Annotated in this window: 25 protein-coding genes, 2 tRNA genes and 1 pseudogene; 18 read left to right on the forward strand and 10 right to left on the reverse strand. The window is 67.8% G+C overall.

All coding sequences use genetic code 11. From position 1 onward, the window contains the following. The first annotated feature begins 111 nt into the window (after positions 1–111). The 4 genes from hemN (at position 112) to ABE505_RS07650 (ending at position 4,316) form a co-directional block, all read left to right on the forward strand. Positions 112–1,524 carry an oxygen-independent coproporphyrinogen III oxidase gene (hemN, locus tag ABE505_RS07635; protein WP_346443495.1) on the forward strand — a complete coding sequence of 471 codons (1,413 nt, stop codon included), beginning with the start codon at positions 112–114 and terminating at the stop codon, positions 1,522–1,524. A 23-nt stretch (positions 1,525–1,547) separates the two neighbouring features. Next, on the forward strand, positions 1,548–2,297 hold the full coding sequence (locus tag ABE505_RS07640; protein WP_346443496.1) for a helix-turn-helix domain-containing protein: 750 nt from the start codon (positions 1,548–1,550) through the stop codon (positions 2,295–2,297). 305 nt (positions 2,298–2,602) lie between these two features. Beyond that, entirely contained in the window at positions 2,603–3,826 is a 1,224-nt protein-coding gene (locus ABE505_RS07645) for an NnrS family protein (RefSeq protein ID WP_346443498.1), read from the forward strand. A 94-nt stretch (positions 3,827–3,920) separates the two neighbouring features. Further along, positions 3,921–4,316, forward strand: a complete 396-nt coding sequence (locus ABE505_RS07650; RefSeq protein ID WP_346443499.1) for a SirB2 family protein — start codon at positions 3,921–3,923, stop codon at positions 4,314–4,316. Between the two features lie 459 nt (positions 4,317–4,775). Here ABE505_RS07650 and nirK read toward each other — a convergent pair whose 3' ends face one another. Together nirK and azu are read right to left on the reverse strand one after the other, a co-directional pair. Then, positions 4,776–5,945, reverse strand: a complete 1,170-nt coding sequence (gene nirK, locus ABE505_RS07655; protein ID WP_346443501.1) for a copper-containing nitrite reductase — start codon at positions 5,943–5,945, stop codon at positions 4,776–4,778. A gap of 472 nt (positions 5,946–6,417) precedes the next feature. Further along, positions 6,418–6,873, reverse strand: a complete 456-nt coding sequence (azu, locus tag ABE505_RS07660; protein ID WP_346443503.1) for an azurin — start codon at positions 6,871–6,873, stop codon at positions 6,418–6,420. 162 nt (positions 6,874–7,035) lie between these two features. Here azu and ABE505_RS07665 point away from each other — a divergent pair, with 162 nt between their 5' ends. Continuing rightward, complete coding sequence (locus ABE505_RS07665; RefSeq protein ID WP_346443505.1) at positions 7,036–7,428, forward strand: group III truncated hemoglobin; 393 nt, start codon at positions 7,036–7,038, stop codon at positions 7,426–7,428. Here ABE505_RS07665 and ABE505_RS07670 read toward each other — a convergent pair. Then, on the reverse strand, positions 7,407–8,459 hold the full coding sequence (locus ABE505_RS07670) for a LacI family DNA-binding transcriptional regulator (protein ID WP_346443507.1): 1,053 nt from the start codon (positions 8,457–8,459) through the stop codon (positions 7,407–7,409). The genes ABE505_RS07665 and ABE505_RS07670 overlap by 22 nt on opposite strands. A 307-nt stretch (positions 8,460–8,766) precedes the next feature. Between ABE505_RS07670 and thrS the strand changes: the two genes are divergently transcribed. The 10 genes from thrS (at position 8,767) to ABE505_RS07720 (ending at position 17,899) form a co-directional block, all read left to right on the forward strand. Next, positions 8,767–10,674 (forward strand): threonine--tRNA ligase, encoded by a 1,908-nt coding sequence (gene thrS / locus ABE505_RS07675; protein ID WP_346443508.1) that lies wholly within the window; start codon positions 8,767–8,769, stop codon positions 10,672–10,674. Positions 10,675–10,740: 66 nt separating this feature from the next. Then, positions 10,741–11,286, forward strand: coding sequence for a translation initiation factor IF-3 (gene infC / locus ABE505_RS07680; protein WP_241943914.1), 546 nt, complete (start codon positions 10,741–10,743; stop codon positions 11,284–11,286). Positions 11,287–11,665: 379 nt separating this feature from the next. Continuing rightward, complete coding sequence (gene rpmI, locus ABE505_RS07685) at positions 11,666–11,863, forward strand: 50S ribosomal protein L35 (protein WP_047136497.1); 198 nt, start codon at positions 11,666–11,668, stop codon at positions 11,861–11,863. 13 nt (positions 11,864–11,876) lie between these two features. Continuing rightward, positions 11,877–12,236 carry a 50S ribosomal protein L20 gene (rplT, locus tag ABE505_RS07690; RefSeq protein ID WP_047136498.1) on the forward strand — a complete coding sequence of 120 codons (360 nt, stop codon included), beginning with the start codon at positions 11,877–11,879 and terminating at the stop codon, positions 12,234–12,236. A gap of 167 nt (positions 12,237–12,403) precedes the next feature. Continuing rightward, positions 12,404–13,414: a phenylalanine--tRNA ligase subunit alpha gene (gene pheS / locus ABE505_RS07695; RefSeq protein ID WP_346443511.1), complete on the forward strand. Its 1,011-nt coding sequence runs from the start codon at positions 12,404–12,406 to the stop codon at positions 13,412–13,414. Between the two features lie 120 nt (positions 13,415–13,534). Then, complete coding sequence (gene pheT, locus ABE505_RS07700) at positions 13,535–15,922, forward strand: phenylalanine--tRNA ligase subunit beta (RefSeq protein ID WP_346443513.1); 2,388 nt, start codon at positions 13,535–13,537, stop codon at positions 15,920–15,922. Positions 15,923–15,943: 21 nt separating this feature from the next. Next, positions 15,944–16,261, forward strand: coding sequence for an integration host factor subunit alpha (locus ABE505_RS07705; protein WP_346443515.1), 318 nt, complete (start codon positions 15,944–15,946; stop codon positions 16,259–16,261). Further along, positions 16,254–16,610, forward strand: coding sequence for a MerR family transcriptional regulator (locus tag ABE505_RS07710; protein WP_047136502.1), 357 nt, complete (start codon positions 16,254–16,256; stop codon positions 16,608–16,610). Before ABE505_RS07705 ends, ABE505_RS07710 begins: the two co-directional genes overlap by 8 nt. Positions 16,611–16,658: 48 nt before the next feature. Beyond that, a tRNA-Pro gene (locus ABE505_RS07715) sits at positions 16,659–16,735 on the forward strand. A 135-nt stretch (positions 16,736–16,870) separates the two neighbouring features. Next, positions 16,871–17,899: a TraB/GumN family protein gene (locus tag ABE505_RS07720; protein ID WP_346443517.1), complete on the forward strand. Its 1,029-nt coding sequence runs from the start codon at positions 16,871–16,873 to the stop codon at positions 17,897–17,899. A gap of 56 nt (positions 17,900–17,955) precedes the next feature. On the opposite strand, the gene ABE505_RS07725 is transcribed toward ABE505_RS07720, so the two are convergent. Both ABE505_RS07725 and ABE505_RS07730 read right to left on the reverse strand, forming a co-directional pair. Then, on the reverse strand, positions 17,956–18,330 hold the full coding sequence (locus ABE505_RS07725; protein ID WP_346443535.1) for a DUF1428 domain-containing protein: 375 nt from the start codon (positions 18,328–18,330) through the stop codon (positions 17,956–17,958). Continuing rightward, positions 18,316–18,666, reverse strand: a pseudogene (locus ABE505_RS07730) (DUF1428 domain-containing protein); the annotation flags it as partial. The pseudogene ABE505_RS07730 and the gene ABE505_RS07725, both read right to left, overlap by 15 nt. 117 nt (positions 18,667–18,783) lie before the next feature. Between ABE505_RS07730 and ABE505_RS07735 the strand changes: the two are divergent. Further along, a complete protein-coding gene (locus ABE505_RS07735) occupies positions 18,784–19,452 on the forward strand; it encodes a winged helix-turn-helix transcriptional regulator (protein ID WP_346443519.1) in 669 nt (222 codons plus the stop codon). Between the two features lie 88 nt (positions 19,453–19,540). Here ABE505_RS07735 and dxs read toward each other — a convergent pair whose 3' ends face one another. The 4 genes from dxs to ABE505_RS07755 form a co-directional block, all read right to left on the reverse strand. After that, on the reverse strand, positions 19,541–21,454 hold the full coding sequence (dxs, locus tag ABE505_RS07740; protein WP_346443521.1) for a 1-deoxy-D-xylulose-5-phosphate synthase: 1,914 nt from the start codon (positions 21,452–21,454) through the stop codon (positions 19,541–19,543). A 149-nt stretch (positions 21,455–21,603) separates the two neighbouring features. Further along, the gene (locus tag ABE505_RS07745; protein ID WP_346443537.1) at positions 21,604–22,272 is read right to left on the reverse strand and encodes an HNH endonuclease; all 669 of its coding nucleotides are present in this window, start codon (positions 22,270–22,272) and stop codon (positions 21,604–21,606) included. A 132-nt stretch (positions 22,273–22,404) separates the two neighbouring features. Next, entirely contained in the window at positions 22,405–24,195 is a 1,791-nt protein-coding gene (locus ABE505_RS07750) for an acyl-CoA dehydrogenase C-terminal domain-containing protein (RefSeq protein WP_346446167.1), read from the reverse strand. A 64-nt stretch (positions 24,196–24,259) separates the two neighbouring features. Next, positions 24,260–24,733 carry an LEA type 2 family protein gene (locus ABE505_RS07755; protein ID WP_346443523.1) on the reverse strand — a complete coding sequence of 158 codons (474 nt, stop codon included), beginning with the start codon at positions 24,731–24,733 and terminating at the stop codon, positions 24,260–24,262. A gap of 143 nt (positions 24,734–24,876) precedes the next feature. On the opposite strand from ABE505_RS07755, the gene ABE505_RS07760 reads away from it, so the two are divergent. Continuing rightward, positions 24,877–24,952: transfer RNA gene (locus ABE505_RS07760), tRNA-Phe, on the forward strand. A 103-nt stretch (positions 24,953–25,055) separates the two neighbouring features. On the opposite strand, the gene ABE505_RS07765 is transcribed toward ABE505_RS07760, so the two are convergent. Next, a complete protein-coding gene (locus ABE505_RS07765) occupies positions 25,056–25,706 on the reverse strand; it encodes a hypothetical protein (protein WP_346443525.1) in 651 nt (216 codons plus the stop codon). Positions 25,707–26,102: 396 nt separating this feature from the next. Here ABE505_RS07765 and ABE505_RS07770 point away from each other — a divergent pair, with 396 nt between their 5' ends. Further along, positions 26,103–26,303 carry a hypothetical protein gene (locus ABE505_RS07770; protein WP_346443527.1) on the forward strand — a complete coding sequence of 67 codons (201 nt, stop codon included), beginning with the start codon at positions 26,103–26,105 and terminating at the stop codon, positions 26,301–26,303. Positions 26,304–26,484 lie beyond the last annotated feature (181 nt).

The raw sequence follows: 26,484 nt of genomic DNA on the forward strand, positions 1-26,484 counted from the left end.
GTGCCGCGGCGCACGCGCCCCGCGACTCGTTGTACCTGAATGCGCGTATCCGGTTGATCGGATTGACTTCAGTCAAGGCGGGAGCGACACACTGTCGCGGATACTGGCCGCATGACCACCATCGCTTCCGCCTGTCCGCAGGACTGGCCCTTCGACCCGGACCTGCTGCGCCGCTACGACCGGCCCGGGCCCCGGTACACCTCGTACCCGACCGCGCCGCAGTTCCTGCCCGGTTTCGGCGAGGTCGACTTCCAGGCGCTCGCGAGGCGCGGCAACGACGACCCGATCCCACGCCAGCTGTCGCTGTACGTGCACGTGCCGTTCTGCCGCAGCCCCTGCTTCTACTGCGGCTGCAACCGCATCATCACCCGCGACGAGGCACGCGGGCAGGTCTACCTGGACCGCCTGCATCGCGAGATCGCGATGGTCGCGCCGCTGTTCGACGCCGATCGCGAGGTGGTGCAGCTGCACCTGGGCGGCGGCACACCGAACTTCCTCGGCCCCGACCAGATCGCCGAGCTGGTCGAAAGCCTCGGGTCGCACTTCCGCTTCAGCCAGGACCCGGCGCGCGATTTTTCGATCGAGCTCGACCCGCGCTTCGTCACCCCCGACGACATCGGCCGCCTGGCCGAGATCGGCTTCAACCGCGCGAGCCTCGGCGTGCAGGATTTCGACCCGGCCGTGCAGGCTGCGGTCAACCGCATCCAGAGCGTCGAGCAGACCTTGGAGATCATCGAGGCCAGCCGTCGCTACGGCATGCGCTCGCTCAACGTCGATCTGATCTACGGCCTGCCCAAGCAGACGCTCGAGGGCTTCGGCCGCACGCTCGACACCGTGATGCAGGTGCGTCCCGACCGGCTCGCGATCTATGGCTATGCGCACCTGCCGGATGTGTTCCGGCCGCAGCGCCAGATCGACGCCGCCACGCTGCCGGCACCCGAGGAGAAACTCGCGCTGCTGGGCCTGGCGGTCGAGAAACTGGCGGCGGCGGGCTACCGCTACGTCGGCATGGACCACTTCGCACTGCCCGACGACGAACTGGCGCGGGCCCAGCGCGAGGGCGGGCTGCACCGTAACTTCATGGGCTACACCACGCACGCGCAGACCGATCTGGTGGGGCTGGGCGTGAGTGCGATCAGCCATGTCGGCGACAGCTTCTCGCAGAACCACCGTGGCCTGAGCGAGTGGGAAGCGGCGATCGACGCCGGCACGCTGCCGATCTGGCGAGGCCTGGTGCTCGGCCACGACGACGTGCTGCGCGCCGACCTGATCCAGCGGCTGATGTGCCAGGGCGAGATCGACATCGGCGCGATCGAGCGCGCCTACGAACTCGACTTTGCAGCCTATTTCGCCGGTGAGCTGGCGGCGCTGGCGCCGTTGCAGGCCGATGCGCTGGTCGAGTGCACGCCCACGACGATCCGGGCCACGTCCAGAGGACGTCCGTTGCTGCGTATCATCGCGATGTGTTTCGACCGGTACCTGCAGAAGCCGAGTGAGCAGCCCCGCTATTCCCGCACGATCTGACGCCGCGCGTCCGGAGTTCGCCCATGGCCGGCCTTGAGCCGCGAGCGCGGCCCAGCCCGATGGCCGACGACGGCGACGAGATCCGCTTCTGCAGCACCTGTGCGTTCTCCTCGGCGTGCCTGGCCGAGGGCTACGACAAGTCCGATCTGCGCGACCTGCATGTGCTGGTCGAACACGTCGGCCCGTTCCGCGAGGGCGACTACGTGTTCCGGGAGGGGGCGCCGTTCAACGCGATCGCCGCGGTGCGCGCCGGGACCATCAAGACCTACGTCATCGACGGCAATGGCCGCGAGCAGGTGCTGGGCTTCTTTCTGCCCGGCGAGGTCATCGGCCTCAACGCCATTCACAGCGCCCGCTACCCCTGCAATGCGGTCGCGCTGGATACGGTGATGCTGTGCAGGTTCTCGTTCCCGATGATGGCCACGCTCGCCGGGCGCATGCCCGGGCTGCAGCGGCACCTGTTCAACCTGCTGAGCCAGGACATCGGCAAGGCCTCGCTGTTGACCGGCAACTTCAGCGCCGAGGAGCGGCTGGCCGCGTTCCTGGTCACGCTCTCGCGCCGCTTCGCGGCGCGCGGCTTTTCGGCCACGCGGCTGCGGTTGATGATGCCGCGCACCGATATCGCCAACTACCTGCGCCTGGCGCCGGAGACCGTCAGCCGCGTGCTGCGGCGGATGCAGGACGACGGCGTGCTGCGCGTGGACCGCCGCGACCTGGAGATCCTGCAGCCGGTGGCGCTGGAGGCCCTGGCCCACCACGTGCTGCGCGACTGAGCGCCGTTCGGCCGTGGATGCGGGCGCACAGGCAGCCCCCGGCGACGGGATGGTGTCCCCCGCTTCGTTGATGTGTACCAACCGCAGGTCGCGGTCGGGCTGATGCGGCCCCGGCCCTTTGTGCGTGCCGGGGTGAGGATGTCCCATCCACGACGCCTGCTGGTTCAGAGCGGTCGCGCTGCATGACGTTGGACGCGAGTGCGACCGTGGACCGGAACACCCGACGCGGACGTTCGAGGCGCCGTCGCGCGGTGGGTTGACCCATGTCAACGACGTTCCGGTGGCGCAGGGCCGAAGATGCCCGCATGAAAATACCTGCATTCCGTCTTTCCCCGCAGTGGTTGACCGTGGCGCCGCACCGACTGATGTTTTTCATCGGTGCGGGCAATCTGCTGCTGGCCATGCTGTGGTGGGCGGCCTGGCTCGTGTCCCAGCGCGGGTCGCTGGGCGCCGCGATGCCGCAGGCCGCGACCTATCCGGGCTGGCTGCATGCGTTCGTGATGCAGTACCAGGTGCTGCCGAGCTTCTTCTTCGGCTTCCTGCTGACCACGTTCCCTCGCTGGATGGGCCTGCGCGAGGTGCCGCGCTGGCAGTACCTGCCGGTCGGCATCGGGCTGATGGGCGGCCAGGGGCTGTTGCTGTGCGCGGCGATGGGGCTGGAGGTCGCGCTGACGATCGGCCTGCTCATGACACTGGCTGGCTGGGGCGCCGGGTTGTGGCTGCTGACGCGGCTGGTGCTGGCCGAGCGCGGTCGCACCTGGCATGCCTGGTCGTGTCTGGCCGCGTTGTGGTTGGGCATGGCCGGGCTGCTGTGCTTCGCCGGGTTCGTTGCGACCGGCTCGCCCTGGCTGGTGTTCGTCAGCATCAAGCTCGGTACCTTCGGCTTGCTGGCGCCTGTATACCTCACCGTCGCGCACCGGATGTTTCCGTTCTTCGCCGGTAATGCCGTGCCTGGTTACGTCGCTTGGCGGCCGATGTGGTGGCTCGGCGCGATGTGGGCCTTGTTGATCGCGCACCTGGCGCTCGAGCTCGTACACGCCTACGCCTGGTTGTGGCTGGTCGATCTGCCGATGCTCGCTCTGGCTCTGTATACCCTGTGGCGCTGGTGGCCGCGGGGCGCTGCGCCTGGGCTGCTGACGACACTGTTCTTCGGGCTGCTGTGGTGGCCGGTGACGTTCGTACTGCATGCCGCGCAGAGCCTGCTGTATCTGCAGACCGGCACGTTCCTGCTCGGTCGTGCGCCGGCCCACGCCTTGTTCATCGGCCTGTTCGGCAGCGTGCTGGTCGCGATGGTGACGCGCGTCACCCAGGGCCATTCCGGGCGCCCGCTGCGCATGACCGGCACGGCGTGGTGGGCATTTGTCGGCATCCAGGTCGTCGCCGCGCTGCGGATCTCGGCCGAGGTGCTGCCCGACACGATGCTGTGGCTGGCGGTGTCCGCGCTTGGATGGCTGTTCGTGCTCGGCCCGTGGGTCGCCCGTATCGGCGCCATCTATCTGTCGCCGCGCGCCGACGGCAAGCCCGGATGATGGTCGCAGGGGCGTCGGGCATGCTGCTGCTTTCATCGCCGGCCGTGTCGCGACCTTGGCGCGCTGGCCGGCTTCGCGTCGAGGGTCCGTTTCGATGATCGAGTTCTACCCCCAGATCAAGCACGCGCACATGGGACTGGCGTTGACCAGCGGCGCGCTGTTCGCGCTGCGGGGTGCGGCGCTGCTTGCCGGCATGCGCTGGCCGAAGGCCGCCGTCGTGCGTTACGCCAGCTATACGATCGACACCGCGCTGCTGACCGCAGCGATGATGCTGCTGACCATCCTGCCTGGCGCGCTTTATGCCAACGGCTGGCTGGCGACCAAGCTGGTGCTGATCGTGGTCTACGTCGTGCTGGGCATTCTGGCCTTCGGCGACAAGCGGTCGTGGCGTACACGCATCGTGCTCTATGTCGTCGCGTTGCTGGTGTTCGGGCAGATCTATTGCATCGCCCGTGCGCATCACCCATTGGGGCTCTTCTACCTGCTCTGAGCGTGCGCCGCCACGGGCGAGACAGGAGCGCTCAAAATCGATGCCACGGCGATGGCCTGCGTGTCTTCGACGATACGCAGACGTCGAGGTCGTCGCGCAAGTCGAGCCATGGGCGGATCGCCGCACCGATGCGCGCGCCGTGTCACTGCCGCGCGCGCCTCTCGCGACGGTCAGCATGCGGTCGTGCACGCCCGGTGCGCATCGCCGGCAGAGCGCCTTGGACAATGAATCCCCGGATTCCCGCGCGCTGCGCATGGGGTCGCGAGCCGGCCTCTTGTCTCACCTTCCCGGCGCGCGGGGGAGGGCGGTGCTATCGGCATGGGTGGGCATGCATTCGGGGCGTGTGGCTTCCGGTGTGTTCGGTCGTGCGGCCACGCCGCCGATCCGACGCAGGCCGCAACAAGACAGGCCACCCCTGCAATGCAGAGGTGGCCCAGGGCGCTGGAGAGAGCGCGTGACTTACTTGTCGGCAGGCAGCGCCAGGCTGGTGCTGGCCTTGATCGGGCCGGCCGGGGCCGGCGTGGTCATCAGGTCGTGGTTCCACGTGTCGCCGTCGACCTTGATGTGTGCGGCCGCACCGAGCAGGACGGCCTCGATCAGGTTGTGGTTGAGGTACACATACAGGCCCGGCTGACGGAAGGTGTAGAGCGCGGCACCGGCCGAGCCGCCGCGGATGAACCAGGTCTCCAGGTCCTTGGCCGGCGCGTTGTTGAACTTGCCTTCTTCCCAGACGTAGTCGCCGTGGCCCCCGATCAGGTGCGGGCGGCTGTCGCGGTTGGCCTGGGAATGCACCAGCAGCACCGTTTCGCCGACTTTGCTGGTCATTGCGTGCTCACCCGTCAGTGCACCGACGGCACCGTTGAACACGATGTGCGAGGGCGTAAGGCTCTTCATCGTGGCCAACGTGTCGGGCAGCGCCTCGGCATGCGAGCCATAGGTCTTGAAGTTGCCGTCGGCATCGCGCGGGACGTAGAAGTCCGTCTCGCCGACGTAGTAGGCGCGGTCGTAGTGCAGCGGCTTGCCGTCACCGTCCTTCAGGCCGTCGCGGGGCAGCACCATTACCGTGCCTTGCATGCCCGAGACCACGTGCCAGGGCGTCATCGGGCCGCCGGGCGCGCAGTGGTAGACGAACGTGCCCGGACGCGTGGCCTTCCAGCGCAGCACCACTTCCTCACCGGGCTGGATGACCGTCAGGTCGCCGCCGCCCAGCGCGCCGGTGGCCGCATGGAAATCGATGTTGTGCACCATCGAGTTGGTCGCGGGGTTGACCAGCGTGAGTTCGACATAATCGCCTTCGTGCACGACCATCAGCGGACCCGGCACCGAGCCGCCGAACGTCATCGCATGCATCGTGGTGCCCTGGCCGTCGATGACGATTTCCTTCTCGACGATTGGCAGCGTGAACTGGATGACCTTGGGGCCGCCCTTGGCCACCTGGTCGTGGTCGTGGACGAACGGCGGGCGCTTGAGTTCGACATGCTGGCGCGGCAGGTTGGCCAGATCCGGCGCATCGCGCAGCGTCGCGTTGACGAGGTCCTTGGCGTCGACCGCCTGGGCCGGACTGGACAGCAGAGGGGAGGCTGCGAGTGCGATCGCGGCGGCGAGCAGGCTGGTCTTGAGGACATTCATCTGGGGTGTCTCCTTTGTTTCCGTTCGCTTGTTATTGGCGTGAAAACACTATGTGTCCTGGGATTATCTGCCGCCTTGATCGGGATCAAGAATATGTGAGCAAATAATCCATTGTTGATTGTTCAATTCGAATCAATTGATTTCGATCAGGGATGATGTTGATTCAAATCAATCGATTTGGAATGCCATGCTGAGAAATTGATCTTGGCCGGTCTGGAAGCCCAGTGATCGTGCGGTCCAGGTCTTCGAAGTCGCCGTCATCGAAGCGAAACAGCAAAGAAAGACCGGGGTCGAGAAACCGGGGGCAGAGTGCAATTTCGCCTCGCGAAATTGCACTCTGACCCCGGTTCTTGCGGGGGCGCAGCCATGCGACGTGGTGCCCAGTCCCGCATTGCGGCGGAGACCAAAAAAAGGCGCCACCCGAAGGTGGCGCCTGGTGTCGCGATTCGGGCCAGCGGCCCGGAGTGAGCGGTCAGGGCTGGACGACCAGCTTGCCGCGCATGATCGCCGAGTGGCCCGGGAACGAGCAGAAGTAGGTGTAGTCGCCACCGGCCTTGAGCGCCGAGCCGGGCAGGGTGATCGTGGCCGTCTGGCCGCCACCGATCAGCTTGGTGTGCGCCAGCACGCGCTTGTCGCCGGCCTGGATGTAGTCGGCGGCAGCGCCAGCCTTGATGCCATCGCGGGCGACTGCATCGGCGTCCGGGGTCGCGGTCAGGACCACGTTGTGGCCCATGGCCGTGACCGGCAGGTTGCCGACGTGGGCGAGTTCGATCGTGACCGTGCGGCAGCTCGCCGACACCGTGGCGGTCCTCTGGTCGAACTGCATCTGGTCATTGCCTTTCAGGCTGACCTTGCAGTTCGGGGTGGCGTGGGCCATGCCGGCGGCACCGAGGAGGGCGAGGCCGAGCAGCATCGTACGGGTGTTCATGGAGCGTCTCCGTTGGGGTCTGGTCTTCTTGCGTGGGGCATCTTCCCGCGTTGTCGACCGCCGCGCCTTGATCTGGATCATTCCTGGCCTTCCAGCTCGCGCCACGGGATGATGCGCTTTCCTGCCGTTCATCCCGGGCGCTTACGGCCCGGCGCACCGCCCATGCCCGACAGCTCGATAGCCGCACCCGGTCCTGCCCTGTGCACCGAGGAGGAGGTGGCCCGGCTGGTCCGCGCCTTTTACGCACGGGTCCGCGCGGACGCGCGGCTGGGGCCGGTGTTCGAGGCGCATGTCGAGGACTGGCCGGCCCACCTGGCGCTGCTGGTCGACTTCTGGTCGGCGATGTTGCGCGGGACGCGCCGGTTCCGCGGGGCGCCGGTCCAGCGGCACATGCGACTGGACGGGCTCGACGAGGCGATGTTTGCGCGCTGGCTGGCGTTGTTCCGCCAGACCACCGCCGAGTTGGGCAATGCGCCGATGCAGCAGTTGGCCGACGAGATGGCCGAGCGGGTCGCCGCGACGTTCCTGGCGCGCTACCGCGACGCACGCGGCTGAGCGGGCGGCGGCGCGCCGGTCGAGCCGCGCAGCACCAGCCGGCCGGGAATCGTCCGGCTTTCGACCGGCGCCCCTTCGATCTGCGCGATCAGCGTGTCGACCAGCAGCGTGCCGGCCTGGCGCGTGTCCTGCTGCACGGTTGACAGCCCCGGGGTCACGAACGCGGCCAGCGGAATGTCGTCGAAGCCGGCGACTGCGACATCGTCGGGCACCCGCAGGCCCTGCTCGTGCAGCGCCTTCATTGCGCCGATCGCGATCAGGTCGCTGCCGGCAAAGATCGCGTCGAACGGCGTGCCGCGGTCGAGCAGGGCGCGGGCGGCCTCGAAGCCGGACTGCTCGCTGGTGACCGCATCGACCTGCAAGGCATGCCCGGCGGTCAGCCCGGCCTCGGCCAGCGCCGCGACCAGGCCGCGATGGCGCTCCTGGAACTCCGGATAGCGCGCGGAGGCATCGCCGAGGAACGCGATGCGCCGGCGCCCCTGCGCGAGCAGGTGCTCGGCCATTGCCCGGCCGCCCTGGAAGTTGTCGCTGCCGATCGACACCCCCGGTTGGCCCGGCAGCGCCGCACCCCAGCGCACGAAGCGGGTGCCCTGTTCGACCAGTTGCTGCAGCCGGTCGCGGGCCTGGAGGTAATCGCCGTAGCCCAGCAGCAGCAGGCCATCGGCTTTGTGGGAGTCCTCGTAATCGGCGTGCCAGTCGCTGGACAGCTGCTGGAACGAGATCAGCAGGTCGTAGCCGCGCAGCGCGCAGGCCCGGGTGATCGCGCCGAGCATCGACAGGAAGAACGGATTGATCGCGTCGTCCGCCGGTTCTTCGAAGAACAGCAACGCCAGTGTGCCGGACTGCTGGCAGCGCAGGTTGGAGGCGTTTTTGTCGACCTTGTAGTTGAGCTCGCGGGCGATCGTGAGGATACGTTCGCGCGTGTCCCGGCTCACCGACGGGTGGCCGCGCAATGCGCGCGAGACGGTCGGCTGGGACACGCCGGCCAGGTGGGCGATATCGAGGGAGGTGGGCTTGCCTTTGATCGTCATCGCACGCGGTTGCGGCGCTGGGGCCGACCGCATGATGCCACGGCCGCCGCGCGCGCAGCGCCGGTCGGGCGTTCTGGGCTAGAATCGGCCACTGGCGTCCCTCCAGCCGACAGGTGGCCCGCGTTTGCGCCGGCCGAGCGTGCGACATGAGCACTACCCCCTTCCAGCACTGATCGTTCCCGCGGGTCCTTGACGGCGCCCTCGCGGCGCTTTTTTTGTGCGCCGCGCATCGCGTCGGGAACGGCGGTCGCCAGTCTGCGATCGGCCCGCTTTCGCCACCACTACCTCTCTTAGACCCTTTACGTCCATGATCACCATCACGCTTCCCGACGGCAGTCGCCGCGAGTTCGAACACCCCGTCACGGTCATGCAGGTCGCTCAGTCGATCGGCCCGGGCCTGGCCAAGGCCACGGTCGCCGGCAAGGTCGACGGCCGTCAGGTCGACGCGTCCGATCTGATCGACCACGACGCCTCGCTGCAGATCCTCACGCCCAAGGACCCGGAGGGCGTGGAGATCATCCGTCACTCCTGTGCGCACTTGGTCGGGCATGCGGTCAAGCAGCTCTACCCCGAGGTCAAGATGGTCATCGGCCCGGTGATCGACGAGGGCTTCTACTACGACGTCTACAGCGAGCGGCCGTTCACGCCCGAGGACCTGGCGGCGATCGAGAAGCGCATGGGCGAGCTGATCGACACCGAGTACGACGTGATCAAGAAGATGACCCCGCGTGCGGAGGTCATCGAGACGTTCCGGGCGCGCGGCGAGGACTACAAGCTGCGGCTGATCGACGACATGGGCCCGGACATCACCGAGATGGGGCTGTACTTCCACCAGGAGTACGTCGACATGTGCCGCGGCCCGCACGTGCCCAACACGCGCTTCCTCAAGGCGTTCAAGCTCACGCGCATCTCCGGCGCGTACTGGCGTGGCGACTCCAAGAACGAGCAGCTCCAGCGCATCTACGGCACCGCCTGGGCCGACGCCAAGCAGCTCAAGGCCTATATCCAGCGCATCGAGGAGGCCGAGAAGCGCGACCACCGTCGCATCGGCAAGGCGCAGGACCTGTTCCACCTGCAGGAAGAAGCGCCGGGCCTGGTGTTCTGGCACCCCAAGGGCTGGGCGCTGTGGCAGGTCGTCGAGCAGTACATGCGCCGCGTCTACCGCGACAGCGGCTACGGCGAGGTGCGGTGTCCGCAGATCCTCGATGTCTCGCTGTGGCAGAAGTCCGGCCACTGGGACAACTACAAGGACAACATGTTCTTCACCGAGTCCGAGAAGCGGACCTATGCGGTGAAGCCGATGAACTGTCCCGGCCACGTGCAGGTCTTCAACCAGGGCCTGCACAGCTACCGCGACCTGCCGATCCGCTACGGCGAGTTCGGCTCGTGCCATCGCAACGAACCGTCCGGCGCGCTGCACGGGATTCTGCGCGTGCGCGGCTTCACCCAGGACGACGGCCATGTGTTCTGCACCGAGGCGCAGATCGAGTCGGAGGTGACCGCATTCCATCAGCAGGCGCTGGCGGTCTACGCGCATTTCGGTTTCCAGGACATCCAGATCAAGATCGCGCTGCGGCCCGAGTCGCGGCTCGGCGATGACGCGACCTGGGACAAGGCCGAGGCCGCGCTGCGCAATGCGCTGTCGGCCTGCGGCGTGGCCTGGGAGGAATTGCCGGGCGAGGGCGCGTTCTACGGCCCGAAGATCGAGTACCACCTCAAGGACGCTATCGGCCGGACCTGGCAGCTGGGCACGATGCAGGTCGATTTCATGATGCCCGGGCGCCTGGGCGCGGAGTACGTCGATGAGCAGAGCCAGCGCCGCACCCCGGTCATGCTGCACCGGGCAATCGTCGGTTCGATGGAGCGTTTCATCGGCATCCTGATCGAGCACCATGCCGGGCAGTTCCCCGCCTGGCTGGCCCCGGTGCAGGCGGTGGTGATGAACATCACCGACGCCCAGGCCGACTTCGTCGAGGCGATGCGGAAATCCCTTGCGAATCAAGGTGTCCGGGTCGAGGCGGATTTGCGGAACGAGAAAATCGGCTATAAGATCCGCGAGCACACGCTGCAGCGGGTGCCGTATCTGCTCGTGGTCGGGGACCGCGAGAAGGAAAACGGCGCAATCGCGGTTCGGACGCGGTCCGGGGAAGATCTGGGCACAATGCCGGTCGGCGATTTCGTTTCGCGCCTCCGCGCGGAGCCGGTGTCAGCATGAGTTCTTCACCGGCGCGGCGCCATCATCGGCCGCGCCGGTCGCCCCGTTGGTTGACGAGCCGGCGGCATGTTCCATTTCGGAGATTGCAGTATTAGCACCCCTGACAAGCAGAATCGGCGTAACCAGGATATCCGCGTACCCCGTGTGCGCGTGATCGGTTCGGACGGAGAAATGATCGGCGTGCTCTCGCGCGACGATGCATTGCGCGCCGCCGAGGAGGAGGGGCTCGACCTCGTCGAGATCCAGCCCAATGCGGACCCGCCGGTCTGCAAGATCATGGACTTCGGCAAGTTCAAGTTCGAAGCCCAGAAGAAGGCCAACGAGGCCAAGAAGAAGACCAAGCAGGTCGAGATCAAGGAACTGAAGTTCCGGCCGGTCACCGACGAGGGCGACTACCAGATCAAGCTGCGCAAGATGCGGGGCTTCCTGGAAGAAGGCGACAAGATCAAGGTCAACATCCGCTTCCGTGGCCGCGAGATGAGCCACCAGGAGCTGGGCCGCGAGATGGCGGCGCGGATCGAGGCCGACCTGGGCGAGGACATCGTCATCGAGTCGCGGCCGCGCCTGGAGGGCCGGCAGATGGTGATGATGATCGCGCCGAAGAAGCGCTGACCGGTCGCGCTCTCGGGCGCGACGCAGGATCCGGCTTGCCTGTCCCGGCCACGGGGCAGGCTCCGAAAGAGGCGCCGCAAGGCGCCTTTTTTGCGTCCCTGCAACGCCACCGCCCGGCCGCTCGGTCTCTGGGCGCTCTCATGTTCGTGGCCCAGGCGCGCGCGGGCGCCTGCTGCAGCAAGGCCAAGCCGATGATTTGCAAGCCAAAGCGGCGCGCGGCATAATGCGCGGCTCCCGGCCTGTCCGGGTGGTTTGAGCGGTATCAGGACCGGCCGGAATCCCGCGGGGATCGAGGCCTGAACACCGGCATGGGCATGGATGGAAAGCGTGGTGAAGGCCACCGCCCGGTCAGTACTCGTATCCCACAAGGACTCTCGCAATGCCCAAGATCAAGACGCACCGGGGCGCTTCCAAGCGTTTCCGGAAGACGGCTTCCGGCAAGTACAAGGCCGGCCACGCCAATCGCAGCCACATCCTCACCAAGAAGGCGACGAAGCGGAAGCGCAATCTCCGCCAGACGAACCACATTCCGGCGTGCGACAGCGGTCGTCTCGACCGCATGCTGCCGTATCTCTGAGGAGGACTGAACCATGGCACGAGTCAAGCGTGGCGTCCAAGCGCGCCGCCGTCACAAGAAGGTCCTCGGCCGCGCGAAGGGCTACTACAACGCCCGTCGCAAGGTCTTCCGCGTCGCCAAGCAGGCCGTCATCAAGGCCGGCCAGTACGCCTACATCGGTCGCAAGCAGAAGAAGCGCGACTACCGTTCGCTGTGGATCACGCGCATCAACGCGGCGGCCCGTCTGAACGGCATCAGCTACAGCCGCTTCATGAACGGCCTGCTCAAGGCCGGCATCACGCTGGACCGCAAGGTCCTGGCCGATATCGCGGTGCACGATGCCACCGGCTTTACCGCGCTCGCCGAGAAGGCGAAGGGCGCGCTGGCGGCCTAAAGGCCGTCGTCTCCACCGTAAAGCGGTACTGCCGCCGGATCCGTCCGGCGGCCACGTGGGGAAGGGCGCAAGTCCTTCCCCATCGTTTTTTGCGGCATCCGAACGTGCGGCGCCCCGGTTCCGGGCGTCTGCGCGACGCGGACCTTTCATCAGTGACGGGCCTGTAGATGAGCGAAATCGAATCCCTGTCGAGCCAGGCGCTGGCCGACATCGACGCGGCGGCCACGCCCGAGGCGCTCGAAGCGCTGCGGGTGTCGCTGCTGGGCAAGAGCGGCAGCATCACCGCCCAGCTCAAGGCGCTCGGCGCGCTGCCCGGCGACCAGCGCAAGGCCGCCGGAGAGGCGATCAACCGCGCGCGCGATGCGATCGGCGCGGCGCTGGCCCGGCGCAAGACGGCGCTCGAGGACGCCGCGCTCGATGCGCGCCTGGCCTCGCAGACGATCGACGTGACCCTGCCCGGACGCGACGCCGGTCGCGGCGGCGTGCATCCGATCAGTCGCACCCTCGAGCGCATCGCCGACATCTTCGGCCGGCTGGGCTACGAACTGGCCGACGGTCCGGAGATCGAGGACGACTGGCACAACTTCGAGGCGCTGAACTTCCCGCCGCACCATCCGGCGCGCGCGATGCACGACACGTTCTACTTCGCGCCCGACGCGGCCGGCGTCGCGCGCCTGCTGCGCACGCACACCTCCGGCGTGCAGGTGCGCTACATGGGCGAGCACCGCCCGCCGCTGCGGATGATCGCCGCCGGCAAGGTCTATCGCTCCGACAGCGACCAGACCCACTCGCCGATGTTCCACCAGGTCGAAGGCCTGCTGGTCGACGAGCACGCGACGTTCGCCGACCTCAAGGGCACGCTCAGCGAATTCGTGCGCGCCTTCTTCGAGCGCGATTTCGAAATGCGCTTCCGTCCCAGCTATTTCCCGTTCGTCGAGCCCGGCGCCGAGGTCGACATCGCCTGGCAGCAGGCCGACGGCAGCACCCGCTGGCTGGAGGTGCTGGGCTGCGGCATGGTCCACCCCAATGTGCTCAAGGCCGTCGGCATCGACCCCGAGCGCTATACCGGATTCGCGTTCGGGATGGGCGTGGAGCGCTTCGCCATGCTGCGCTACGGCGTCGACGACCTGCGCGCGTTCTTCGAAAACGACGTGCGGTTTCTCAGGCAGTTCGCCTGAGGGCCGGGATCGGCGATGCGTGATCCGTGATCGACACAGACGGATCACGCACGCCGCGCCATCGGGCCACGCCACCTTTTCGAATCACGACTCACTTATGACGAATCACGGAATTTCAGCATGAAATTTTCCGAAAGCTGGCTTCGCCAGCACGTGCGCACCGAGGCATCGCGCGAGGATCTGGCCGCGACGCTGACCGCGATCGGCCTGGAGGTCGAGGACATCGTGCCCTTGGGCGGCGCGCTCGAGGGCGTGGTCGTGGCGCGCATCGTCTCGGCCGACAAGCACCCCGAAGCCGACCGGCTGCAGGTGTGCCAGGTCGACGTCGGCGGCGCGGCGCCGCTGCAGATCGTCTGCGGTGCGCCGAATGCGCGCCCGGGCCTGGTTGCGCCGCTGGCGACGATCGGCACACGTGTGGGCGAACTGACGATCCAGGCGGCGAAGCTGCGCGGCGTCGCGTCCAACGGCATGCTGTGCTCGGCCAAGGAACTGGGGCTCGATGCGGATGCCTCGGGACTGCTCGAGCTGCCCGACGACGCACCGGTCGGTCGTCCGCTGGCCGACTATCTCGGCCTGCCGGACGCCACGATCGAGCTCAAACTGACCCCCAACCGCGCCGACTGCTTCAGCGTGCGCGGCATCGCGTTCGACGTGGCCGCCGCCTTCGGCAGCCAGGTCGCGCCGCTGCAGGCGCCGCCCGTGGACGTCGCATCGGACGCCGCGTTGCCGGTCACCCTCGATGCCGGCAGCGACGCGCCGCGGTACCTGGGCCGGGTGATCGAGGGCGTCGACGCGACGCGTCCGACGCCGGTGTGGATGGCCGAGCGATTGCGCCGCAGCGGCATCCGCCCGGTCAGCTTCCTCGTCGACGTCACCCAGTACGTGATGCTCGAACTCGGCCAGCCGATGCACGCCTTCGACCGCGACCTGCTGGCCGGTCCGGTCGGCGTGCGCCGTGCGCGCCAGGGCGAGACGCTCAAGCTCCTCGACGGCCGCGACGCGACGCTCGACCCGCAGTTCCTGGCGATCACCGACAACGACCGCGTCGTCGCGCTTGCCGGCCTGATGGGCGGCTTCGATACGCGGGTGACCGAGGCCACGCGCAACGTGTTCCTGGAATCGGCGCATTTCGCCCCCGACGCGATCATCGGTCGCAGCCGACGCCTGGGCCTGCACACCGATGCCGCGCATCGCTTCGAACGCGGTGTGGACCCCGAGCTGCCGCGCACCGCACTCGAGTACGCGACGCGGCTGATCCTGGATGTCGCCGGTGGCCGGGCGGGCCCGGTGACGGCCGCCGAGCTCGATGCGCATCTCGCGCAGCCGCGCACGATCGCGCTGCGCCGCGCACGGCTGGCGCGCGTCCTCGGGCTGACCGTCGACGACGCCGAGGTCGAGCGCATCCTGCGCGCGCTCGGGCTGGCGGTCGTCGCCGATGCCGAGGGCTGGCAGGTCACTGCGCCGACGCGGCGCTTCGACCTGGCGATCGAGGAGGACCTGATCGAAGAGGTCGTGCGCATCCACGGCTACGACCGCGTGCCCACGACGTTGCCCGGCGGCGCGACGCGCATCGCCGCCCCCAGCGAGACCCGGGTTGCCGAGGCCGAACTGCGTCGCCAACTGGTGGCCCGTGACTGCCTGGAGACGGTCAATTTCGCCTTCGTCGACGCCGCACTGCTTGCGGCTTGGCAGGCCGAAGACGGCGCCGTGCCGCTGGCCAACCCGCTCAGCGCGGAACTGGGCGTCATGCGGACCGCGCTGCTGCCGGGGCTGGTCGCGACGCTGGCGCGCAACCTCGCCCGCCAGCAGACGCGCGTGCGGCTGTTCGAACTCGGCAAGGTGTTCGAAAGCGCGGATCGGGCATCGGGAACGGCGGGCGCGCCGGTGGAGACGCTCCGGGTCGCAGCGGCCGTGGCCGGCGATGCGCAGGCCGAGCAGTGGGGCCAACCGGCGCGGCCGGTCGATTACTTCGACCTCAAGGGCGACCTCGAGGCGCTGGCCACGGTCGCGGGTGCGCACCTGACGTTCAGGCGCTCGACCGCGGCGCATGGCCACCCCGGCCGCTCGGCGGACGTGCTGCGCGATGGCGTGCAGGTCGGTTGGATCGGCGAGCTGCATCCGCGCCTGCTGCGCGCGCTGGATATCGACGTGTCGGTCGTGGCGTTCGAGCTCGATGCCGCGGCGCTGCAGGCCCGCGCGCTGCCGCGTGTGGCGCCGCTCTCGCGCTTTCCGTCGGTGCGTCGCGACCTGGCGATCGTCGCCCCCGACGCCGTCGACTGGGCCGCGCTGGAGGCCACCGCACGCGCGGCCGCCGGTCCGCTGCTGACCGGGATCCGGCTGTTCGACCGCTATGCCGGGCAGGGCGTCGAATCGGGTTTCAGGAGTCTCGCCATGGGCTTGATTCTGCAGGAAACTTCACGCACTCTGACCGATCGCGATGTCGAAACAGTGGTCGCGAACGTGGTCGAAGCGCTGGCGCGCGATCACGGCGCGAAGATCCGAGGCTGAGGTGCACAAGGGGATGCGGGCGTGGCGTTGACGAAGGCGGACATGGCCGAGAAGCTCTACGAAGAAGTCGGGCTGAACAAGCGCGAGGCCAAGGAGTTCGTCGATGCGTTCTTCGACGTCCTGCGCGAAGCGCTGCAGCACGGCCGTCAGGTCAAGCTGTCGGGCTTCGGCAACTTCGACCTGCGGCGCAAGAACGAGCGCCCCGGCCGCAACCCCAAGACCGGCGAGGAGATTCCGATCTCCGCGCGCACGGTGGTCACCTTCCGCCCAGGGCAGAAGCTCAAGGAGCGGGTCGAGGCCTACACCGGCACCGTTGGCGTGGGAGCTGCTCATGCTTGATCCGGGCAGCAACCGCGAACTGCCGCCGATCCCGGCCAAGCGCTACTTCACGATCGGCGAGGTCAGCGAGCTGTGCGACGTCAAGCCGCACGTGCTGCGCTACTGGGAGACCGAGTTCCCGAGCCTGAGCCCGGTCAAGCGCCGCGGCAACCGCCGCTACTACCAGCGCCACGACGTGCTGATGGTGCGCCAGATCCGCGGCCTGCTCTACGAGCAGGGCTACACGATCGGCGGCGCGCGCCTGCGGCTGGAAGGCGAGGGCGCCAAGCAGGAGTCGGCGCTCAGCAGCCAGATCGTGCGCCAGGTGCGCATGGAGCTCGAGGACGTGCTGCAACTGCTCAAGCGTTGACGCAGGCATGGGCGAAACGCCCTCCAACGGGTATACTGCTCAGCTTTCCGGGGTATAGCGCAGCCTGGTAGCGCACTTGTCTGGGGGACAAGTGGTCGTCGGTTCGAATCCGGCTACCCCGACCAAATATTGAGGCCCGCCTTGCGCGGGTCTTTTTTTGGCGCGCCCACCTGACTGCGGCCTGGTGGCTGGATCGCCGTAGGCTTGCCCGGCGGGCCAGGCCGGCCTCCAATCGCGGCTTCGGATCTGGAAAGCCATCGATGCGCGGGCGAATCGTCGGAATCGTGATGGGCATGGCGCTGATCGCAGGCGCGGCCCCGGCGTGGGCGCAGGCGCCCGCTGCGGGCGCGGCGCCGCCGCCGTCCGGTGAGGCGGGCATCGTCGACATGGGGCCGGTCGTGGTTTCGGGCGTCCAGCCGGGCCCGGGGCTCTGGCAGGTGCGCCGCGGTGATCACACACTCTATGTGCTCGGCGAGGTGTCGCCGTTGCCGCGCGACATCGACTGGAACACCGATGAGGTCGAGGCGGTCATCGCGCGCGCGCAGACGGTGATCGCCGCGCCGCAGATCGAACTGCGCGCCGATGTCGGCCGGTTCCGGACGCTGCTGATGGTGCCGGCGCTGCTGCGGGCCCGGCGCAATCCCGACGGTAAGCAGTTGCAGGATGTCGTGCCGCCCGCGCTCTACGCGCGCTGGGCGCCATTGAAGGCGCGATGGATCGGGCGCAGCGATCGCGTCGAGCGCTGGCGGCCGGTGTTCGCGGCCGGCGAGCTCTATGCCTCGGCGATCGCACGCATGCGCATGCGCCAGGACGGCATCATCGAGCCGGTGGTCACGCGCCTGGCGAAGGCGCATCGGGTGCCCATCGTCCGGACCGACCTCGAGATCCGGGTTGCGGACACGAAGGCGGCGCTGCGCGAGTTCGGCGGCGCGCCACTCGACGATCTGCCCTGTTTCGAGCGCATGCTCGCGCGGATCGAGCGCGACTTGCAGCACATGGGCGAGCGCGCCAATGCCTGGGCCGTCGGCGACATCGATGCGCTGCGCGCGCTGCAGGGCGAGAACGCCTACACCGTCTGCATGCGGACCTTCACCCAGGGCGCGTTGGCGAAGCGACTCGGTGTCGAAGACGTCGACCGGCGCGTCGAGGCGCGCTGGCTCGAAGCTGCCGAGACCGCGCTCGCGCAGAACCGGACGACGTTCGCGGTGCTGCCGATGTCGCTCGTGCTTGGCGAGCATGGCTATCTCGCCAAGCTGGCGGCGAAGGGCTACGAGGTCCAAGCGCCTTAGCGCAGGTCCGCCGGCACCCACGGCGTGGCGGACGCGTGCGTTCGGCGTGCGCGGGCTCAGGCCTCCACGAGCAGGGCGAAGCCGCCATAGATCATGCGCTTGCCATCGAACGGCATTTCGCCGTCGGGGCGCATCCGCGGGTCCTCCATCAGCTTCGGCCACGCCGCATTGCGCAGCTCCCGACTGGGCCATTCGATCCACGAGAACACGACCTGCTCGTCGTCCTTGCGCAGAACTGCGCGCTGGAAATCGGTGTGCTTGCCTTCGGGCACGTCATCGCCCCAGGCCTCGACCACGCGGACCGCGCCGTATTCCAGGAAGACCTCGGCGGTCTTGCGCGCCATCGCGGTGTACGCATCGCGTGCACGCGCCGGGACCGGCAGCACGATGCCGTCGACATAGTCGCCGCGGCCGGTGCCGACGTCGACCAAGGGCGCAAAGCCGCCCAGGATCATGCGCTTGCCGTCGAAGGGCATCTCCGGCATCTGCTGCATGCGCGGGTCGGCCATCATCTTCTCGTGGGCTTGGTCGCGGGCGGCGCGGTCGGGATACTCCATCCAGCTGAACACCACGGTCTCCGCGTCGGTCGCCTGCACAGCGCCCTGGAAATCGTTGCATTTGCCCCGTGGCACCTCGTCGCCCCAGGCCTCCACGCACCGGACGTGTCCATACGTCTTGAACACCTTGAACGCATCGCGGGCATGCTGTGCATATGCGTCCTTGTTGGCGGTCGGGACCGCAACCACGAAACCCTGGACATAGGTCATGCGTCATCTCCTGTCGAATGGAACGAGGCGTCCTGGAGGACGCGTTGCCGATCCTGCGCTATGAAGTTATAAAAAACAACTATGAAGTTAGAAAAAGAAACTGAAATAACCCAGGCGATGGCCGGCCGCTGGTACGACGACGCCTGCGGCGCCGCGCTCGCGCTGGAACTCGTCGGCGAGCGTTGGGCGCTGCTGGTGATCCGTGAACTGATGTTCGGCCCACGCCGCTTTTCCGATCTCAAGGCCGACCTCACCGGGATCAGCGCGAACGTGCTGACGCAGCGGCTGGCGGGGTTGGAACGCATCGGCGTGCTGCGCAAATGCCAGCTGCCGCCGCCGGCTCGGGTGCAGGCCTACGAACTAACGGCCTGGGGCTACGAGGCCGAGCCGATCTTCCAGGTGCTGGGCCGTTGGGCGGTGCGTTCGCCGCTGCACGACCCGACGCGGCCGCTGTCGGCGGTCTCGACGATGCTGTCGCTGCGGACGATGCTGCGGCCCGATCGTGCGCCGCTGACGATGTCGGTGGCCTTCCGCTTTCCCGGCAGTGCCTTCATCGGCCGGCTGACTTCAGCGGGGCTGGCGATCGAGCGAGGCGACTCCGATAGCGTGGATGTCGTATTCGAGACCGAGACGACCACGGCCTTCGCCGGTCTGGTCTATGGCGGCCTGTCGTTCGACGAGGCCGAAGCCGCGGGCGCGCTGCGCCTGAGCGGTGACCGCGCGCTGGCCGCGCAGTTCATCGGCTGCTTCGCGCTGCCCGACAAGATCGAGGCACGCGCCCGGTAGCGCGGGCGTCAGTCAACGCTTGTTGGTCCGGTGGTCCGCCCGGTGCGCGGGTCACCACCGGCGGCGGGGGCCAGGACGCGCCGCAGGCTCAGCCTGCGGCGCTGCCCACAGCCGGTGTGGCAGCCACCGCCAGATCCGACCAGCGTGCCAGCACGGCGGCACGAATGCCGGCGATATCGAGTCCGGCCTCGGCCAGCAGATCCTCGCGGCTGGCGTGGTGCTGGAACGCATCGGGCAGGCCCAGGTGCAGGACCGGCAGCGCGATGCCCTCGGCGTTGAGCAGTTCGGCCACGCCCGAACCGGCGCCCCCGGCCACGACGTTGTCCTCCAGTGTCACGAAGCCGTCGTGCGACCGCGCGAGCTCGAGTACGAGCGCACGATCGAGCGGGCGAACGAAACGCATGTTGACGATCGTCAGATCCAACTCGGTGGCGACGACCTCGGCGGCCGGCACGATGGCGCCGAAGGCGAGCAGGGCGATGCGGCGGCCTTGCCGGCGGATCTGCGCCTGCCCGATCGGCAGCGTCTCCAGGCCGGGCGCGATCTCGGCGCCGGGGCCGGTGCCGCGCGGGTAGCGCACCGCGGCCGGGCCCTCATAGCGGAATCCTGTGGTGAGCATGCGCCGGGCCTCGTCCTCGTCGGCGGGCGCCATGACGACCATGTTCGGCACACAGCGCAGGAAGCTCAGGTCGAGATTGCCCGCATGCGTGGCGCCGTCCGGTCCGACGACACCGCCGCGATCGATCGCGAACAGCACGTCGAGGTTCTGCACCGCGACGTCGTGCACCAGCTGGTCGTAGGCGCGCTGCAGGAAGGTCGAGTAGATCGCCACGACCGGCTTGGCGCCCTCGCAGGCCATGCCTGCGGCCAGCGTCACGGCGTGCTGTTCGGCGATCGCGGTGTCGAAATAGCGCTCGGGGTATTCCTTCGAGAACCGCACCAGGCCCGAGCCCTCGCGCATCGCCGGGGTGATGCCCAGCAGGCGGTCGTCGGCGGCCGCCATGTCGCAGAGCCAGTCGCTGAAGACATCGGTATAGGTCGGCTTCTTCGCACCGCCCTTGGCGACCACGCCTGTGTTCGGGTCGAACGGCGACACGGCGTGGTAGCCGATCTGGTCGCCCTCGGCGAGCTCATAGCCCTTGCCCTTGGTCGTGATCACGTGCAGCAGCTGCGGCCCCTTGAGACCGCGCAGCGTCTTGAGCGCGCCCACCAACGCTTTCACGTCATGGCCGTCGATCGGGCCGGTGTAATGGAAGCCCATCTCCTCGAACAGCGTGGACGGCACGAACATGCCCTTCCAGTGTTCTTCCCAGCGGCGCACGAACTTCGCCGTCGGGTTGTTCTTGTCGCCAAGCAGCTTCTTGCCGCCTTCGCGCAGGGCATTGAGCGTGCGGCTGCCGGTCATGCGGCCGAGCATCTGGGTCAGGCCACCGACCGCCTCGCTGATCGACATGCGGTTGTCGTTGAGCACCACCAGCAGGTCGGGCTCGGGCTCCATGCCGCCGGCGTGGTTGAGCGCCTCGTAAGCCATGCCGGCGGTCATCGCGCCGTCGCCGATCACCGCGACCACGCGGCGCTCGTTGCCGGCGTGCGCGTTGGCGATGGCCATGCCCAGCGCGGCCGAGATCGACGTGCTCGAGTGGCCCACCCCGAAGGTGTCGAACTCCGATTCCTCGCGCTTGGGGAACGGCGCCACGCCATCCTTCTGCTTGACCGTATGGATGCGGTCGCGGCGGCCGGTGAGGATCTTGTGCGGGTAGGTCTGGTGGCCGACGTCCCAGACGATGCGGTCTTCGGGCGTCTCGTACAGGTAGTGCAGCGCGGTCGTGAGCTCGATCACGCCCAGCCCGGCGCCGAAGTGGCCCCCGCTGCGGCCGACGGACTCGATCAGGTAGGCGCGCAGCTCGTCGGCGATCGCCGGCAGTTCGCTCTCGTCGAACTGGCGCAGGTCGGACGGCGCGTCGATGCGCGCAAGGCGCGGGTAGCGCGAGGAATCGATCATTTGCGCATTGTAAGGCCTGGCCCCGTCCGGGCGTCATGCCGCAGTCACGCACGCGCCGGGCGACGCCCCGCGTACTGTGGGGTCACCCGGTGGACAGGCCAATGCGACACGCGGGGCGTCAACGCGCCGCGCCGATGCCCGTGTCACCTTCAGATGACGGCGCGCGGGCCGCGGCGGGGCAGATGGGCGCTCAGAAAGCTCATCTGATCGGCAAGAATGTTGCGGTTGCTCAGGATCAGATGCTCGATCCAGCTCGGCCGGAAAGGCACTGCCAGCAGCGGCATGCCGGCCTGTTGCGGCGTGCGCCCGCCCTTGCGGGAATTGCAGGCCACGCAGGCCGAGACCACGTTCTCCCAGATGTCGAGCCCGCCCTGGGACAGCGGGGCGACATGGTCGCGGGTCAGCGACTGGCGCCCGACCTGGCGGCCGCAGTACAGGCACAGGTGATGGTCGCGGGCGAACAGCGCGGGATTGGTCAAGGCCGGGGTCGGATCGATCGCACTGGCGCGGGCATGGCTGCGGCCGGCGATGATCGGGTGCAGGTCCAGCCGGCTGCGGTGGCCGGTCGCCCGGCACAGCCCGCCCAGCACCGTGATGCACGGATCGCCGAGCGTCCAGGCCACCGCGTCGCGCGCGTACAGACACGCCGCATCCTGCCAGCTGATCCAGTTCAATGCCCGGCCATGCGCGTCGAGGGCAAGCAGACGCACGCCGGCAGTGTGGGGGCGGGGGGCGGAATCGAACGCCGATGCTTCGGCGACCGGCGCCGGATCGGAACCGGTGGGGACGAGGCGAGGGCGCGCGCAGTCGGTCTCCATCGGGAATCGAGCATATACCCGAACTGTGACGGTTTGTGCAAGGCGCGCGCCGGCTGGATCGTGGAGGCGCCGCAGGTCAACGGGCCGGGCGCGCCACTGGCTGTATCAGCGCAGTGGCGCGCCCGGCCTGGGTCAGCTGTCGAAGGCCTCGTCGGCCAGCGACAACAGCGGTGCCGGGCCGCTTTCGATCGCCGCGGCGTGCGCCAGCGTGCGCGGCAGCAGACGCGCGAAATAGAACCGCGCGGTCTCGCGCTTGCCGGCCTTGAACGTCTCCGACCGCGACGAGGCGTCGGCGACGGCCACGCTGCGCGCCCACCAGTACGCCAGGGCGACGTAGCCGGAGAAGAACAGGTAATCGTGCGCGGCGGCGCCGATCTCCTCGGGGTCGGCCGCTGCGCGCTCGGCGATGGCGCGGGTGAGCGCCTGCCATTGCGCGGCCTTCTCGCGCAGCGGGCCGACGAACTCGGCCAACTGCGCATCGCCTTCGTGCTCACTGCAGAACGCCTCGATCATGCCCAGGAACACACGCAGCCCTGCGCCCTGCAACTGCAGCACCTTGCGGCCCACCAGGTCCAGCGCCTGGATGCCGGTGGTGCCCTCGTAGAGCGTGGTGATGCGCGCATCGCGCGCCAGTTGCTCCATGCCGTGCTCGGCGATATAGCCGTGGCCGCCGAAGCACTGCAGCGCGTGATAGGTGCACTCGTTGCCCCACTCGGTGAGGCAGGCCTTGACGATCGGGGTCAGGAAGCCGAGCAGGTCGTCGGCCTGGCGGCGCGCGGTCTCGTCGCCGGCGCCGTGCGCCGCATCGACCAGCGAGCCAGCGTGGTAAGCGAGTAGGCGGCCGCCCTCGGTCAGCGCCTTGCAGGTCAGCAACATGCGGCGCACGTCGGGCTGCACCAGGATCGGGTCGGCCGGCTTGCTGGGCAACTTGGGGCCCGACAGCGACCGCGACTGCAGGCGCTCGCGTGCATAGCGCAATGCGTTCTCGTAAGCGCGCGTCGCCAGGCCCAGGCCCTGCACGCCGACGCCCAAGCGTGCAGTATTCATCATGGTGAACATCGCCAGCAGACCCTTGTGCGGCTGGCCGACCAGCCAGCCCTCGGCGCCGTCGAAGTTCATCACGCACGTTGCCGAGCCGTGGATGCCCATCTTGTGCTCGACCGCGCCGCAGCGCACCGCGTTGCGCGTGCCGAGCGTACCGTCGCGCCCGACCTTGACCTTGGGCACGACGAACAGCGAGATCCCCTTGCTGCCGGCCGGCGCATCAGGCAGGCGCGCCAACACCAGGTGGATGATGTTGTCGGTCAGGTCGTGCTCGCCGGCGGTGATGAAGATCTTCGTGCCGGTGATCGCATAGGCGCCGTCGGCCGCAGGCTCGGCGCGCGTCTTGAGCAGGCCGAGGTCGGTGCCGCAGTGCGGCTCGGTCAGGCACATCGTGCCGGTCCAGGTGCCGGCGATCAGCGGCTTGAGGAAGACTTCCTTCTGCCACGCCTCGCCGTGGTGGTGCAAGGCGTTGACCGCGCCGTGCGAGAGCAGCGGGAAGTTGCTCCACGCCAGGTTGGCCGCATCGATCATCTCCTCCAGGCAGATGCCGACCGTGTGCGGCATGTTCATGCCGCCGAACTCGGCCGGTGCACTCATGCCGGTCCAGCCGCCTTGCGCGAACTGGTCGTAGGCGTCCTTGAACCCGTCGGGCGTGGTCACCGCACCGGTGGCCTTGTCGTAGCGCACGCCCTGCTCGTCGCCGATGCGGTTGAGCGGTGCGAGCACGGTCTCGCACAGCCGGGCGCACTCGTCGAGCACCGCATCGACCGTCTCGCGGTTGGCGTCCTCGAAGCCCAGAGCGGCGAACAGGGACTCGACCTGCAGCACATCGTGCAGCGCGAAGCGGATATCGGTCAGCGGGGCGTGGTAGGTGCTCATGGCATCGGCTCTTGCAGGAGGAGGGCGGGCACGCGATGCGTGCGCGGCTGGACGTGCGCCGGGATCAGCGCAGCACGCCGGGCAGGCCCGGCACGGGGCTGAGCGCGCTGTCGCGGCGGACGGTGTAGTCGCGGGCGGCGCCGCGGTCGTTGGGGGCGGCGCGCAGCGTGCCGTCGATGCGATAGGGCAGGCCGCGTCCGGCAGCCAGCGCATCGGCCGTCTGCAACCGCGCCTGTGCGCTCGGCGCGAACGCCAGCGTGAGCACATCGGCCGACTCCGGCCCGATCGTGATCGGCGTCGAGGACGCCAGCGTGCCGGCCGCGTCGCCGCCGACCGTCAGGTCGAGCCGGATCGACTCGAAGCGCATCGGCACGCTGCTGTAGTTCTGCACCCGCAGGTCCACCGACCAACTGCCATCGGCCGCAACGCTCAGCTGCTGGATGCTCGCCGCCGGCTCGGAGACCCGGCGCGGCGTGGTGGCGCAGGCCGCGACCACGCAGGTCGCCAGCAGGATCGTCAGCAACTTCCACGGCTTCATCGCAGCGCTCCGTCGAGGGTGGGCCCACGATGTTAACGCGTCGCCGCACCCGGCCGATGCCTGGTCGAGCCGCCGTCGAAAAGGGACGATCACGAAACGGTTGCCGTTCTGCGGCGCGCCCCGTATCATGCGCGTCCCGCAGTGGCCGGGTAGCTCAGTTGGTAGAGCAGGGGATTGAAAATCCCCGTGTCGGGGGTTCGATTCCCTCCCCGGCCACCACTCCTAGAGCCTTTTCCTAGGGGTTTTTCGCGGATCAGGTTGTAGTGGCGTTCCTTCCCGTACCTCCAATTTCCCGCGATTTCCTGACACGGTTACACCGGGATTACACCGGCGTATCGCTCTGTGCTAGGTTGCGCCGCTCGACTAGCTCTGAGAGCTCCTTCCAAGACTGCGCTTGGGCGGCTTGGCTCGCCTCCTGCTGCTCCGTGAGTGACTTATGTCGTTCCAGTAGATAGCTCTCGGGGGTCCAGTCCCTTGCTGGACGGGCGGGAATTTTCGTTTCAGATCGAAGACGCTCGGTCGTCCCAAGGATCTGAATTCCGAGGGAGGCAAATTTCAGCTGCCTTTCGAACATGTAGTCGGCGTAAGGCGGGAAATCGTGATCCGAGTAGAAGTCCAGATAGGCTTTTGCCTCGTCTAGTGCCAGCGGAATGGCGTGGATCTCATACATCAGGGAAGGCGATATCGAGCGCCACTCAACCCCGAGGCCACCTAACTCGAAGGTAGGAAGCTTCACCTGGGGCATGTAGTACTCCTCACCATTGCCGTCTCGGAACATCTGGCCGGAGCTCGTGCCGTCGTCCCCTACGACGGCTGCGCAGTCCGCTATGAGACGCTCTAGTTGGATTAGCACGACCACGCCGAGATGTCCGGAGTTCTCCTTTTTCGCCCAGAACCTCTTCGTTTTTTCCATGACGAAGGTGGCGGTTAGAACAAGCGCGCCGCCCACCACTGTTGAGACCAGGTCAGCCATCAGAATCCTCCCTTCGGTCGGAACTATTGCACGGTAAACGGATCAGATCGAAAAGGGTCGGATCCCAAATCCGATCCCTGACTTTCAGCGGGTCCTGAGAATTCAGCGCCGGATCTTTCCGACATCTGATCGCGGCGCCTACCGATGCTCCCAATTCCGGCATCTCCGCACCTTGTGACCACAGCACGTGCGCGCGTCACTCGCCCTCCCGCGACCGTCGCCGGCTAAGGCCAGCGCACGCTGCTGTGTCTCATCTCGCGAAAGTATTGCGGCCGTTTCGCGTTTGCTACGCGCGCATTTCTCGGTGGTCTCCCCTCTGTTTTCAGGTGTTACAGCAGTTTTGACTCGCGGAAATTCTGTGCTTTTCTTCTTGCTCAACCAGTGGAGAGCAGCAGCATGAACAAGATTGAGCGAGGGGACATTTCGAGCATCGGTGAAGCGAAAGGGCTGATCGACTCGACCATTCAGGCTGGCTCGTCGGCGGAGCTTGTGGGCAATATCTGCAGCGCCGTTGAGCGGTTGGCCTTCGGGAAGCCCTTTCTGAAAGAGGCGCTAATGCACCTCGATTCGCGCGTCAGTGGGCAACACTCATCCTGATCGCAGGTGTGATCTCTCAGTAGGTTGTTCGGTAATCCACCCGCAGATTAGCTGACGCCAGAAGTGGAATGGGTTCACCCCCGTTATCCCGGACACTTACGAGAAGGCCGATCGAGGCCGTGAGGAGTGTTCATGTCGAAGCGAAGGAAGTTCAGTGCGGAGTTCAAGCGTGGTGCGGTTG

It is taken from the genome of Luteimonas sp. TWI382 (genome assembly GCF_039674545.1).
Taxonomy (GTDB): Bacteria; Pseudomonadota; Gammaproteobacteria; order Xanthomonadales; family Xanthomonadaceae; genus Luteimonas.

Bases quoted from the DNA above. Each gene is read 5' to 3' on its own strand.
- rplT (WP_047136498.1), top strand. From the start codon at position 11,877: ATGGCACGAGTCAAGCGTGGCGTCCAAGCGCGCCGCCGTCACAAGAAG.
- nirK (WP_346443501.1), bottom strand. From the start codon at position 5,945: ATGAATGTCCTCAAGACCAGCCTGCTCGCCGCCGCGATCGCACTCGCA.
- ABE505_RS07755 (WP_346443523.1), bottom strand. From the start codon at position 24,733: ATGAAGCCGTGGAAGTTGCTGACGATCCTGCTGGCGACCTGCGTGGTC.
- ABE505_RS07720 (WP_346443517.1), top strand. From the start codon at position 16,871: ATGCGCGGGCGAATCGTCGGAATCGTGATGGGCATGGCGCTGATCGCA.
- ABE505_RS07650 (WP_346443499.1), top strand. From the start codon at position 3,921: ATGATCGAGTTCTACCCCCAGATCAAGCACGCGCACATGGGACTGGCG.
- ABE505_RS07770 (WP_346443527.1), top strand. From the start codon at position 26,103: ATGAACAAGATTGAGCGAGGGGACATTTCGAGCATCGGTGAAGCGAAA.
- hemN (WP_346443495.1), top strand. From the start codon at position 112: ATGACCACCATCGCTTCCGCCTGTCCGCAGGACTGGCCCTTCGACCCG.
- ABE505_RS07710 (WP_047136502.1), top strand. From the start codon at position 16,254: ATGCTTGATCCGGGCAGCAACCGCGAACTGCCGCCGATCCCGGCCAAG.
- azu (WP_346443503.1), bottom strand. From the start codon at position 6,873: ATGAACACCCGTACGATGCTGCTCGGCCTCGCCCTCCTCGGTGCCGCC.
- pheS (WP_346443511.1), top strand. From the start codon at position 12,404: ATGAGCGAAATCGAATCCCTGTCGAGCCAGGCGCTGGCCGACATCGAC.
- ABE505_RS07765 (WP_346443525.1), bottom strand. From the start codon at position 25,706: ATGGCTGACCTGGTCTCAACAGTGGTGGGCGGCGCGCTTGTTCTAACC.
- ABE505_RS07745 (WP_346443537.1), bottom strand. From the start codon at position 22,272: ATGGAGACCGACTGCGCGCGCCCTCGCCTCGTCCCCACCGGTTCCGAT.
- ABE505_RS07750 (WP_346446167.1), bottom strand. From the start codon at position 24,195: ATGAGCACCTACCACGCCCCGCTGACCGATATCCGCTTCGCGCTGCAC.
- dxs (WP_346443521.1), bottom strand. From the start codon at position 21,454: ATGATCGATTCCTCGCGCTACCCGCGCCTTGCGCGCATCGACGCGCCG.
- pheT (WP_346443513.1), top strand. From the start codon at position 13,535: ATGAAATTTTCCGAAAGCTGGCTTCGCCAGCACGTGCGCACCGAGGCA.
- rpmI (WP_047136497.1), top strand. From the start codon at position 11,666: ATGCCCAAGATCAAGACGCACCGGGGCGCTTCCAAGCGTTTCCGGAAG.
- ABE505_RS07665 (WP_346443505.1), top strand. From the start codon at position 7,036: ATGCCCGACAGCTCGATAGCCGCACCCGGTCCTGCCCTGTGCACCGAG.
- ABE505_RS07670 (WP_346443507.1), bottom strand. From the start codon at position 8,459: ATGACGATCAAAGGCAAGCCCACCTCCCTCGATATCGCCCACCTGGCC.
- ABE505_RS07645 (WP_346443498.1), top strand. From the start codon at position 2,603: ATGAAAATACCTGCATTCCGTCTTTCCCCGCAGTGGTTGACCGTGGCG.
- ABE505_RS07735 (WP_346443519.1), top strand. From the start codon at position 18,784: ATGGCCGGCCGCTGGTACGACGACGCCTGCGGCGCCGCGCTCGCGCTG.
- ABE505_RS07640 (WP_346443496.1), top strand. From the start codon at position 1,548: ATGGCCGGCCTTGAGCCGCGAGCGCGGCCCAGCCCGATGGCCGACGAC.
- infC (WP_241943914.1), top strand. From the start codon at position 10,741: ATGTTCCATTTCGGAGATTGCAGTATTAGCACCCCTGACAAGCAGAAT.
- thrS (WP_346443508.1), top strand. From the start codon at position 8,767: ATGATCACCATCACGCTTCCCGACGGCAGTCGCCGCGAGTTCGAACAC.